This window comes from Streptomyces sp. NBC_00285, from assembly GCF_036174265.1.
GTDB lineage: Bacteria > Actinomycetota > Actinomycetes > Streptomycetales > Streptomycetaceae > Streptomyces.
Genome location: NZ_CP108055.1, coordinates 191,696 through 203,782, shown reverse-complemented (window position 1 = coordinate 203,782; position 12,087 = coordinate 191,696). Strand labels below are relative to the sequence as shown.

The 12,087-nt window shown below is 67.6% G+C and carries 7 protein-coding genes; 4 read left to right on the top strand and 3 right to left on the bottom strand.

Annotated elements, in window-relative coordinates; translation table 11 throughout:
• Positions 1–100 precede the first annotated feature (100 nt).
• Positions 101–436 (top strand): hypothetical protein, encoded by a 336-nt coding sequence (locus OHT57_RS01025; RefSeq protein ID WP_328743895.1) that lies wholly within the window; start codon positions 101–103, stop codon positions 434–436.
• Entirely contained in the window at positions 433–729 is a 297-nt protein-coding gene (locus tag OHT57_RS01020; protein ID WP_328743894.1) for a hypothetical protein, read from the top strand. The genes OHT57_RS01025 and OHT57_RS01020 overlap by 4 nt, the downstream gene beginning before the upstream one ends.
• A gap of 167 nt (positions 730–896) precedes the next feature.
• Here the strand turns inward: OHT57_RS01020 and OHT57_RS01015 are convergent, their stop codons facing one another.
• The gene (locus OHT57_RS01015; protein ID WP_328743893.1) at positions 897–1,847 is read right to left on the bottom strand and encodes an FG-GAP repeat domain-containing protein; all 951 of its coding nucleotides are present in this window, start codon (positions 1,845–1,847) and stop codon (positions 897–899) included.
• 59 nt (positions 1,848–1,906) lie between these two features.
• The gene (locus OHT57_RS01010) at positions 1,907–2,887 is read right to left on the bottom strand and encodes a helix-turn-helix domain-containing protein (protein ID WP_328743892.1); all 981 of its coding nucleotides are present in this window, start codon (positions 2,885–2,887) and stop codon (positions 1,907–1,909) included.
• A gap of 268 nt (positions 2,888–3,155) precedes the next feature.
• On the opposite strand from OHT57_RS01010, the gene pyrE reads away from it, so the two are divergent.
• On the top strand, positions 3,156–3,680 hold the full coding sequence (gene pyrE / locus OHT57_RS01005; RefSeq protein WP_328743891.1) for an orotate phosphoribosyltransferase: 525 nt from the start codon (positions 3,156–3,158) through the stop codon (positions 3,678–3,680).
• A 16-nt stretch (positions 3,681–3,696) separates the two neighbouring features.
• On the opposite strand, the gene OHT57_RS01000 is transcribed toward pyrE, so the two are convergent.
• Positions 3,697–5,319: an ISL3 family transposase gene (locus OHT57_RS01000; RefSeq protein WP_328743890.1), complete on the bottom strand. Its 1,623-nt coding sequence runs from the start codon at positions 5,317–5,319 to the stop codon at positions 3,697–3,699.
• Positions 5,320–5,811: 492 nt separating this feature from the next.
• Here OHT57_RS01000 and OHT57_RS00995 point away from each other — a divergent pair, with 492 nt between their 5' ends.
• Positions 5,812–12,027 carry an RHS repeat-associated core domain-containing protein gene (locus OHT57_RS00995; RefSeq protein ID WP_328743888.1) on the top strand — a complete coding sequence of 2,072 codons (6,216 nt, stop codon included), beginning with the start codon at positions 5,812–5,814 and terminating at the stop codon, positions 12,025–12,027.
• Positions 12,028–12,087: the final 60 nt, after the last annotated feature.

Sequence of the window (12,087 nt, the reverse complement as noted above, 5' to 3'; positions counted from 1 at the left end):
CAGCGGACCCGAGCGGGTTTGCAGCGACGGCTTTGACGTCCTTCAGGCAGGGACGGCCAGGTAGCGTGATCACAACCGGTCGTCGATGAGGGGGGAGTTCGTGGCGAAGGCGCCGGTCCCGCAGCTCTACATGACGCTGATCCAGAAGGCCCACGCCATCCTGTGCGACGCGAGCCGCGCGGGCCTGTGCCTGTACTACCCGGGCGGTGACGTGGAACAGGTCACCCCGCAGGTCCGCGCCGACGTCCACGTCGCCATCACCACCGGCCTTGAACGGGAGTGGCCGCCCTACATCCAGGGCCTCATCGACCGCGGCGCCATCCAGACCAACTGGCCCCGCACCACACCGTCCACGGGCCCGGCCACCAGTCAGGCCGGGCCCGTTGCCATCTCCATGCCCTCGTTGTCGGTGACGGCTGGAAAGCTGATCAGATGAACGGCGATGAGCAACTGCTGAACGGCCGCGTCTACGGCCACGACCACAACGACCTTAACCCCGGCCCGCTCCCGCACCGGGCCTACGCCGAACTGGTCGGCGGACCGCTGGACGGCCTGCTGCTGGACATCCACGGATGGCGGACCGTGGAAGTCGACGACGGCGTGGCCCTGTCCACGGAGCTCGGGCAGTTTCCCGGGTGCCGGTCGCTGTACGACCCGCACCCGGGCGAGCCCCGCACCCCCGGTCCCGGTGTCAGCTGCCGCTTCTACTACTCCGGGGACATGCCCTGACCGTCGTCCCGGCCATGGCCGGTCAGCGCTGTACAGGGCCTTCTGCTCATGCTTGGTGGGGATGAGGACGGCCTTGACAGGATTACTCGGGCGCGAGGTGAGGATGTTGTTGCGCGCGGTCCGTTCGCCGGTGCTGATCGTGACCTGCCCGCAGATACAGGACAGGCTCAGACGGCGAGCCAGTAGGAGGGAAGCCAGCCGCACCCGACCTGGGTGCCGGCGCCGAAGCCCCCGCTGCCGTTGCCATTCCACCGGTACAGACAGCCGTTGCTGCCGTTGGGAGCGACGAGATCTCCCACACTGTCTCCAGTGGTGTCACCCATACCACTCAGGTTGCGGGGCAACGCATAGCTATTCCAACCACATCCCACCTGGGTGCCGGCGCCGAAGCCGCCGGTGCCGTTGCCGTTCCACCGGTACAGGCACCCCGAGCTGGAGTTGATGGCGACCAGGTCGGCGTTTCCGTCGCGGTTGAGGTCACCGGCACCGGTTATCAGCCCCGCGTAGGGGCTCCAGCCGCATCCGATTTGGGTGCCGGCGCCGAAGCCGCCGGTGCCGTTGCCGTTCCACCGGTACAGGCACCCCGAGCTGGAGTTGACGGCGACCAGATCTCCATTCCCGTCGTTGTTGAGATCGCCGGCCCCCGCAAGGGAATCACTGTAGGGGCTCCAGCCGCATCCGATTTGGGTGCCGGCGCCGAAGCCGCCAGTGCCGTTGCCGTTCCACCGGTACAGGCACCCCGAGCTGGAGTTGACAGCGACCAGGTCGCCGCGTCCGTCCCCAGTGATGTCTCCCGCTGCGGTCAGCGACGCGTAGTAGGGACTCCAGCCGCATCCGATCTGGGTGCCGGCGCCGAAGCCGCCGGTGCCGTTGCCGTTCCACCGGTACAGGCACCCCGAGCTGGGGTCGACGGCGGCGATGTCGCTGATGCCATCACTGTTGTAGTCATTGCGTTTGTCGGCGATCGTCGCGCTGGCCGGTGAAGTACCGAACAAGGCCACCAGGACACCGACCGCAAAGAGTGCGAGCAGTTGTCCAAGCAGTAACCGGCGTTTCCGGCCTGTGCTCCGTTCTCTCATGATTCCTCCAAAAAATGTCGTGCTGCCGGACGGCGGCACGATTGCCAGATTTCATCAGCCAGCGGCTGGCGTGTCGTTACGGGTGAGCGCACAACTCTTCAGTCTCCGCGCACGGTTGCGCACTGTCGGCGGAACTCGCGTGGCGAGAGGCCGTAGGCAGTGCGGAATGTCTGGCTGAAGTGCGCAGGACTGATGAATCCCCACTGAGCGGCGATCGCGTGGATCGGGCGGGCGGCGAGACGGGGGTCGGCGAGGTCGCGTCGGCACTGTTCCAGGCGGCGCTCGCGGATCCAGCCCGAGACGGTGTGCTTGTCCTCGTGGAACAGTTTGTGCAGGTAGCGCAGGGAGATGTGGTGCGCTGCGGCGATCGCGTCCGGGTTCAGGTCTGGGTTGCCGAGGTTGTCCCGGACGAAGGCGTGGATCTGTGCCATCAGGGCGCGCTGCCGGGTATGGGGTGCCAGCGTGCTCTGGATGCCCAGTGCGTCGGCGAGCGCGGTGGTCAGGATGTCGAGGGTGAGGGTGGACAGCCGGGCGGTGTCGGACGGGCTGAGTTCGTGCATGTGCCGGGCGAGCTGCAGCAGGAACTGCGACGACAGCGCTCCGATGCCGTGTGCGCCGGGGATACGGACACCGTTCAGACGCCGAACATCCCGGTCGGGTAACGGCAGCAGTGAGCGTGGGAAGCGCAGGAGAAGCAGCTGGCTCGTAGGAATGTGCGGTGCGTGCTTGCCCAGGAAGGGGCGGGAGGTGTCGAACAGCATCAGGTCACCGACCCCCAGATCCGCGCGCTGGCCGTCTTGCGTCACCGTGGCGCCACCGCGCACGATGCAGCCCACCTTGAGCACTTCGGGATCGGCCTGGCGGATGAGCTTGGGCGAACGGTGGACCGAGTGCGGCATCGTGGTCAGCAGCGTCGCCTGCATCGCCCCGAAATCGCTGATACCGACGTGAGCCCTAAATCCGTTCTCCACCTGCGGGTCGCAGCGTAAGTCGTAGGGGACCCAGAGCTTCGTGCTCACCTCGCGCCAGAAGGCGAACCGCTCGCCCGGCGGGACCTGGGCGGTGCTGACCACATCCATGCCCCCAGTGTTGTTGCGGCGGGCGCGGACCAGCAGCGCCCGAACCAGCCGAAACGTGCCCCGCACTGCAGCCGTACACCTACCAGCTCGAAAACCCGACCGGGGCAGTGACGGGATCCAGACCACGGCGTGGCTGGCTGTGACGTTGTTTCTGCGGGGCTGGCGCAAGTTCCGTGATGTGACTACGCTCGGTGAGCGTCGATCTCCCCGCTTGCTGAGGGACTCACCGACCGGCCAGAGGTTCGGTTGGCTGGGATACTCCGGTCCTGTGACTTCTTCAGATCTTGCTCGGCAGATCCATGGTGCGTCCCATCTGACCGGTGATTTCGTACTCCGCTCGGGACGTAGGGCCTCGGAGTACTTCGACAAGTACCGCTTCGAAGGCGACCCTGTTCTCCTCGATTCCATCGCCCAGGCGATGGCCACGCTCGTGCCGAAGGACACGGAGGTGCTGGCTGGCCTCGAGATGGGTGGCATCCCGGTCGTCACCGCGCTCGGCCGACACACTGGCCTTCCCTGCGCCTTTGTTCGCAAGCAGGCCAAGTCGTATGGAACGCGTCGCCTGGCTGAAGGCGCGGACATCGCCGGGCGCCGAGTGCTGGTCGTAGAGGACGTCGTCACTAGCGGCGGTCAGATCGTGCTGTCCACCGCCGAGTTGCGTGCCCTGGGTGCGGACGTTCGCGAGGCGCTCTGCGTCATCGACCGTCAGCAGGGCGGGACCGAGGCGCTTGCGGCCGAACAAATCCACCTGCTGTCACTCCTGACTGCGGATGATCTGAGAGCTGCTGCCTGAGGCAGAGGTGGGTCCGTCAGGCGAGGAGGACTCGCTTCCGAAGCAGGGCGAAACCTGCCCGGCCGAACATCTGGCGCTTGAGCATCTTGATCCGGTTGACTGCTCCTTCGACCGGCCCGGAGTTCCAGTCTGTGGTCAGCCCGGCGGTCACCGCGTCGAAGTCGCTGTGCAGGCCGGTAGCGAAGCTGCTGATGCCGGGCAGGTTGACCTCCGTGGCCTCGGTGATCCACTCGGGCAGGCGGGAGCCGCTGAGTGTCGTGAGCATCTCCGCGAACGCGCCGGTCAGCTCGGCTGCGGACGCCAACTCGGGGCAGTGGTCGAGTACGGCCTTGTGGTGCAGTTTCTCCTCCTCGGTGAGGGTGGCCGGGTGCCGGGTGAGCCAGCCGGTCACCTTCCGCACTGACGGCGGTGGCGGGGCGGGCGTGAAGTCTTCTGGCCGGGGCAGGTCGCGCCGGGCCCAGTCGCGGACGGTGGAGTAGTGGCCGCGGAAGCCGCGGCCTGTGATTTCGCGGTAGAGGTCGAGGATGGTCACTTTTCCATCGGTTTCGGCGCAGCGTTGCGCCAAGTAGGGCTTGAACGGGTTGAGTTTGCTGGGGAGTTGGCGCTTGCGGCCTTTGACCATGTCCTGCCAGCGGGCGGCGCGGGCGTATCGCTGGACGGTGTGGTGTCCCCAGCCCAGGTGGCGGGCTGTGCGCCGGATGCCCATGCCCTGGTCGAGGAGTTCGTGGACGAGGGCGTGATGGGCGCGGGCTCGCTCGGCGAACCTGCCGGTCGGATCCGCCCCTTCGTGGTTCTGGTCGGAGGTCGCGTCGGCGGGTGTCTCCCACTCCGGCTCGGGTTCTGGGCTGGCCGGGGGCAGATCGCGCAGGCAGGTGCGGTGGGCGGCGACGGTCTTCTCGACCGCGGTGACCAGGTTCTGCCAGAGGTGAAAGCGGTCGGCGACCTGGAGGGCCTGGGGCGCGGCGGTGTCGGCCGCCTCGGCGTAGGCGCCGGCGCGGTCGCGGCAGATGACCTCGATTTCGGGATGGGCCGCGAGCCATGGGGCGAGGGTGGCGGCGTCGCGTTCGGGCAGCAGGTCGAGGACCTGGTGGGTCTCGGCGTCGATCACGACCGTTCCGTAGACGTGGCCGCGTCGCAGGGCGAAGTCGTCTACGCCGACGGCTCGGGGCTCTGTGGCGGTCGGGTCGGGCAGGTCCATCACACGGCGCAGCAGCGTGGTGCGGCTGGTCGCGATGCCCATGACCTGGGCGAGACGGGCACCGGCCCGGCCGGCCAGTGCCAGCCCGATTGCGCCCATCGTCTGCCGCAGCCGCTCGGTGACCCGGCCGTGGCGGCGGGTCAGCCCGGGCACCTGCTCCACGAACGTTCGCCGGCCGCATACCGTGGCCGTGCAGAAGAACCGCCGGACCCGTAATACGAGTTGCGCGCTCCGTCCGGCAGCGGGCAGATCTGCGGGAAACCGCAGGTAGGAGCTGTGGACGCGTTCTGTCCAGTGACCGCAGTCGGGGCAGGCGGCCCCGGACGGTGTGCACCGGGCCTCGATGCGTATCGCCTCGTCGTCCGTGCACACGGCCACGACCGCGACACCAGGGATCGACGGGAAAAGCAACTCCTGCAGCCGGTACAGCACCTCGTTCACGGCCACCGAATGTCAGCCCCACCACTCCCACGAGGAGCGATTTCAAGGCGACTTCCGCACCGTCCGGAAAGAGATCAACAACTACAACACGTAACCGGCTCACGGAACTTGCGCCAGACCCCGCTGGACAACGTCACGACCCACCGTAAGAAGTCTGTGGTGCTGAGGGCTGCACGCGCCACCGGCGCCCCAGACCGCTGACCAGTGTTTGGCCGTGGAGCGGGCAGGGTGATAGCAACAACAACTTTCAACGAGGGTAAGTGATGTAGATCACTCAGGGAACCGGAACCCATGCTGACGCTTTACGCGCGCTTTGTAGTTTCTTTGCTGTTTTCTCCTCCGGTACGTTCACATCAGCACCACAAGACGGTGTGTCAGGAACACGTGTGACGGGGGGAAATGGTGGCAACACACAGATCTGCGCGGGGTAGGCGCAGACGGTCCGGTCCCGGGGGGAGAGCCCGCTTCATAGCGAGCGGCCTCGCTCTGGCCATGGCCATCACCGTGCTGGACGGCGCTGGTACCGCTCTTGCTCAGCCGCGGCAGGCGCCGGCGGCCGAGCCTCAGAAGGAGGCGGTGACGCAGGCGGCTGATATCGCTTCGGCCCGCGTCGCCGCGAAGCTGTCCGGCAAGAAGGTCGAGGCGCTTTCCGAGAGGACCGAGACGTCGACCACCTGGGTCAACAAGGACGGGTCTCTCACCACAGAGCTGACCGCCGGGCCTGTGCGCTTCAAGGACCCCACTTCAGGTGCCTGGCGTGCGGTGGATGTCGACCTGGCCGCTCAGGACGATGGTTCGGTTGCCGCCAAGGCACACCCGGCTGGGCTGAAACTGTCCGGGAAGACCGGCACCAAGCCGTCTTCTCTGCGAGCCGCCCAGGCCGCTCCCGCCGCGGATCTGGTCACCCTCGGCCAGGGGGATGAGCAGATCACCCTGCAGTGGCGCGGTGGGCTGCCGGCACCTCAGCTGGACGGTACTCGCGCCACCTACGTCAACGCGGTGCCCGGCGCGGATGTGGTGGTGGAAGCCACCCGTACCGGCTTCGAGCAGTTCGTGGAGGTAAAGGCGCGACCTGAGACCGGGTTCTCTTACACCCTGCCGCTTCGGACCAAGGGCCTGACAGCCAAGCAGCAGGACGACGGCAGTGTGCTGTTCACCGACAAGAAGTCGAAGAAGACCGCGGTCATGCCCGCTCCGGTCATGTGGGACGCCACGGTCGACCCGGTCTCCGGCGAACACACGCGCCAGGTCCCGGTTGCCATGAAGGCCGTCAAGGTCAAGGGCGGCGTCGATCTCGTCATCACCCCCGACGCCGGCTTCTTGGCCGATCCGGCCACCAAGTACCCCGTCACGGTGGACCCTTCCACCTCGGCGCTCTCCAACGTCTTCGACACTTACGTGCAGCAGGGCACCACGGTCGACTGGTCCACGGACGTCGAGCTGGATCTGGGCAACCCCGGTACGCAGAACGCCGACGGGACCTTCCGGACCGCCCGGTCGTTCATCTCGTGGAACACCGCGCCTATCGCCGACGCGCTGGTGACGGACGCCAAGCTCTCGCTGTGGAACTTCCACTCCGGCAACTACACCGGATCGTCATGTCCGACCCAGCCGTGGGAGGTGTGGTCCACCGGCGCGGCGACGACGTCGTCGCGGTGGACGGCCCAGCCGTCATGGACCGCGAAGAAGGCCACCTCCTCGGAGACCTTGGGCAACGCTTCGTGTTCCACGCAGCCGGACGGCTGGATCAACGCCAACGTCACGACCATGATGCAGGAATGGGCCTCGGCCAAGGCGGCCAAGTCACACATGGGCCTGCGCGCTACCGATGAGGCTGTCACGGGGCAATGGAAACGTGTCAACTCCGCCAACGCCGCCTCGAACCCGCCGAAGCTGACCGTCACGTACAACTACCGGCCGCGCACGGGTACGAAGCAGGAGGCGGGTGCGCCGTTCTTCTCCTACGGCGGCGCCTACGTGGTCAACACCGCCACCCCGACTCTGCGGGACACCTTCGTCGACCCCAACGGCGACAAGGTCAACGGAACCTTCCAGATCTTCGACTCTGCCACCAACGCGCAGGTCGGCAACGTCATCGTCTCTCCGTGGGTGAACTCAGGGCAGGTCGCCTCCGTGACCGTGCCGGCCGGAGTGCTGACCAACGGCAAGACGTACAAGTTCCGTACCTCGCCGTACGACGGGGCGCACTACAACACGGGTTGGTCGGAGTGGAAGACGTTCACCGTCGATACCACCGCTCCCTCGGCCCCGACCGGCGTCACGTCGACGGACTACCCGTCCACCGAGTGGGTCAAGGGCGCCGGACAGGCCGGCACCTTCACGGTCACACCCCGGGGCACCGACCACAACTGGCTCGAATGGTCCCTGGACGGCCTGACGTGGACCAAGGTCACCACCGGCGGGTCCACCGCGGCCAAGGCCATCGGCATCACCCCACCCAAGGACGGCACCCAGACCCTCCAGGTACGGCAGGTCGACAAGGCGGACAACAAGTCCGAGGCACGGGAGTACACCTTCCACGCCGGGCCCGGAGGCTTCGTCCAGCCCAGCGAGGGTGAGAGCACCGCGCGCCGCCTGCCGCTCCTCGCCGAGGCCGAAGCGGGGAAGTACGACTCCGCATCGTTCTCCTGGCGCCGTTCCGATGCCGACATCTGGACGAAGATCCCGGTGGCGGACGTCCTCAAGGACGGCCAGGCACTCACTTCGTGGCCGGTTCCGCTGGTGAACGGGAAGAACGCCGCCCTCGCCTGGAACGCCACCAGCACCGTCGACCCCGATGGAAGCGTCCAGATCAAGGCCGACTTCACCGGACCGAACGGGGCGGCGGGCAGTACGCAGCCACTCCCCGTGGTCGTCGACCGCGATGCGGACGGCGCCGCCGGCTCCCAGGTGGGCCCGGGCTCGGTAAATCTACTCAACGGTGACTACGCGCTCGGGGCTTCGGACGCCGAGGTGATGGGCCTGTCGGTCACCCGCACGGCCTCCTCACGGGTCCCGGACAAGGGCACCAAGCAGACGGGGCAGGCTCCGGTCTTCGGCAAGGAGTGGGTCTCCGGCACCACCGCTCCCGAGGTGGACTCGGGGTACTCGCACATCGAGAAGACCTCCGACACCTCGCTCAACCTCGTCTCGACCGACGGCGCGTCCGTGTACTTCACGGCCAACCAGGCCCAGAACGGCTGGATCCCCGAGCCCGGTTTCGAAGAACTCGCCCTGACCGGCGGCTTCTCGTCCTCCTTCACCCTGAAGGAGGACGACGGCTCGGTGACCACCTTCAAGAAGGCTGCCGCCGACGCCCCGACCTGGCAGCTCTCCAGCTCGGTCAAGTCCGGCATCGACGGCGGGGAGAGCCTCGTGGTCTCCGAAGCCGTCACCATCGACGGCAAGCGGGTCAGCCGGCCCAAGCGCATCATCGGCGCCACGAGCGCGGCCACAGCTGCGACTTGCGAAGCCACCCCCTCGACACGAGGCTGCAAGGTCCTGGACTTCGTCTACGCGACCACGACCACGGCAACCGCCAGTGCTTTCGGCGACACCGCAGGCCAGGTGTCCGAGCTCAAGGCATGGGCTTCCGAACCCGGCGCCGCCAATGCCACCGCGGTCGCTGTGGCCCGCTACGCCTATGACGAGCAGGGCCGTCTACGCCAGGTGTGGGACCCGCGGATCAGCCCCGCTCTGAAGAGCGCGTACGCCTACGACTCCGCCGGTCGCGTCATCACCCTGACACCGCCGGGACAACTTCCGTGGACGTTCAACTACGGCAAGGTCGCCGCGGTGACAGGTGCCTCGGACGGCATGCTGCTGTCCGTGCAGAGGCCCACCCTGGCGGCCGGCACGAAGGACCAGGTCTCCGGCACGGCGACTTCCACGGTCGTCTACAACGTGCCCCTCACCGGGACAACGGCCCCGGCCGCGATGGCCTCGGCCGAAATCGCCAAGTGGGGACAGAACGAGGCTCCCGTCGACGCGACCGCGGTCTTCCCCGCGGACAAGGTGCCCTCGTCCTCCGACGGTGCGCAGTTGACGAAGGCCGACTACGCCCGGGCCATGGTGCTCTACATGAACGCCTCCGGACGCCAGGTCAACCAGCGCAACCCCGGCGATCACATCACCACCACCCAGTACGACCGGTACGGCAACACGGTGATGGAGCTGTCGGCCGCGAACCGCGCCCTCGCTCTCGGACTTACCGCCAAGGACAAGGCCAACCTCTCCGAGCTCGGACTGGGCTCCGACGCGGCCGGATCCGCAGCGCGGGCCCGCCTGCTGGCAACGGAGACCACGTTCGCCCCTGACGGCTCCCGCTCGACCGACTCCCGCGGGCCGCTGCGCATGCTGACCTTGGGTAAAGACCTCAAGGCTGCCGACAGCACTGTCCTGCTCGCAGCGGGCACCGCGGCCCCCGGTCGTACGTGGACGACCACCGCCTACGACGCCGGTCGTCCCACCGACGGCTCGGCCACCGTGGTCAACCAGCCCACCAAGGAGACCGTCGGCGCCGAACTGCTGACGTATCCCGGTCAGATGGCCGACGGGCGTGTCACCACCACCGAGTACGACTGGGCCAAGGGCCTGGCCACGAAGAACGTGCAGGACCCCGGCGGCCTCGCGATCACCCGGATCACCGAGTTCGACGATAAGGGCCGCGCCGTCAAGTCGCTCATGCCCAAGTCGAACGGAACCGACCCCGGAACTCAGCTGACCACGTACTGGTCAGCCACGGGCACCGGAACCTGCGCGGGCCGCCCCGAGTGGGCCGACCAGGTCTGCGAGGTGCGCTACGCCGGTACCACAGCCGGCACCAACGGCGCCCTGCCGGTGATCTACAACGAGTACAACGTCTACGGTCAGCCCGCGAAGGTCGTGGAGAGCGCCAACGGCGCCACCCGCACCCTGATCACCACCTACGATGCGGCCGGCCGCCAGTCGACGGTCACCACCAGCGGCACCGCCGGCACCGCCATCCCGGACCAGACCTTCACCTACGACGCGGAAGCAGGACACCTCACCAAGACCTCCTCGACGACCGCGGGCGCCATCACCCGCACCTTCGACGTGCTCGGACGCCAGATGAGCTACACGGACGCCGACGCCAACACCACCTCGGTGCAGTACGACCAGCTCAACCGGCTGGTCAAGAGCACCGACGGCGCCCCCTCGACGGTCACCTACACCTACGACACGTCGGCCGAGCCGCGCGGACTGCTCGTCTCGCTCACCGACTCCGTCGCGGGAACCTTCCGCACCTCGTACGACGCGGACGGCAACGTGGCCACCGAGAAGCTGCCCGGCGGCTACACGATGACCCAGTCCAACGATCCGGCCGGCAAGCCGACGGAGCGCACCTACACCCGTGACTCCGACGGCGCCCTGCTGCTCAGCGACGCCGCCACGGTCACGGCCCACGACCAGTGGGCCACCCGTGCCGGAGGTGCAGGACAGAACACCAACCGCGGCTACGGTTACGACGACGCCGGCCGACTGACGTCGGTGGAGGACACAGCCGACAGCGTCTGCACCCGCCGCTCGTACGTCTGGGACAAGCACTCCAACCGGACCTCCGTCACGACGGCCGCCGCCGCCCCCGGTCTGGACTGCCCGACCACCGGCGGTACGACCGTCACCAGCACCTACGACACGGCCGACCGGCGGACTGACAGCGGCTACGCCTACGACGCGTTCGGCCGCGCCACCACGGTTCCCGGTGAGGGCATGCTCGGCTACTACCTCAACGACCTCGTGAGGCAGCAGCAGTTGGGCGACCAGCGCCAGACCTGGGCTCTCGACGCCACCCGCCGGATCCGTTCCTGGACCGTCGAGTCGAACGCCTCGGGCAGCTGGGCCACGACCGCGACCAAGGTCAACCACTACAGCAGCGACAGCGACAAGCCGACCTGGATTGTCGAGAACACCAGCACCGGGGCCATCACCCGCAACGTGGAATCCCCCGGACGCAGCCTCGGTGCCACCACCAGCAAGACCGGTGACGTCGTCCTGCAACTCGTCGACCTGCACAACGACGTCTCCCTCGCACTGCCGCTCGACACCTCCAAGGCCCCCACGGCCCTGACCACGGACGAGTTCGGCAAGCGCACCGGCACCGAACAGGCCCGCTACGGCTTCTTCGGCGGCGAACAGCGCTCGGCCGACACCCTCGGCAACCTCGTCCTCATGGGCGTGCGCCTGTACGACCCGGCCTCTGGCCGGTTCCTGCAGACCGACCCGGTGGCCGGCGGCAGCTGCAGCAACTACGACTACGTCTGCGCCGACCCGGTCAACGCCGAGGACGTCTCCGGCTGCCTGCCCTGCAAGATCCCGTGGTACGCGTGGACCGGCTGGCGAAGCGACATCAAGATCACCTGGTCCGGCAAGTGGTCCTACACCAGCTGGCGCACCAAGAAGTACTCCTGGATGTGGGACGCGCTCGCCGACTGGACACCCCTGGCGATCGTGGGCTGGAAGGAGCGGTGGCGCTGGCGCACCCAGCGCGGTGTCCGCTGCACCCTCCTGTCGTGGAGCCGCGAAAAGGTCCTCGCCGAATGGGTGTCCGTCTACACCACCCAGTACCAGGACCGGATCACGTACCGGAAGACGTACACCAACTTCCGGTTCTCCGAGACATCGTCCTGGTGGACCACCTACCGACGGACCTACGTCTACTCCTCGAAGATCTACTGGGGATACTGATCCCGGTACATTCCAGGCTGCCCGGACCGCTTCACAGCGGTCCGGGCAGCCGCCCTGAAT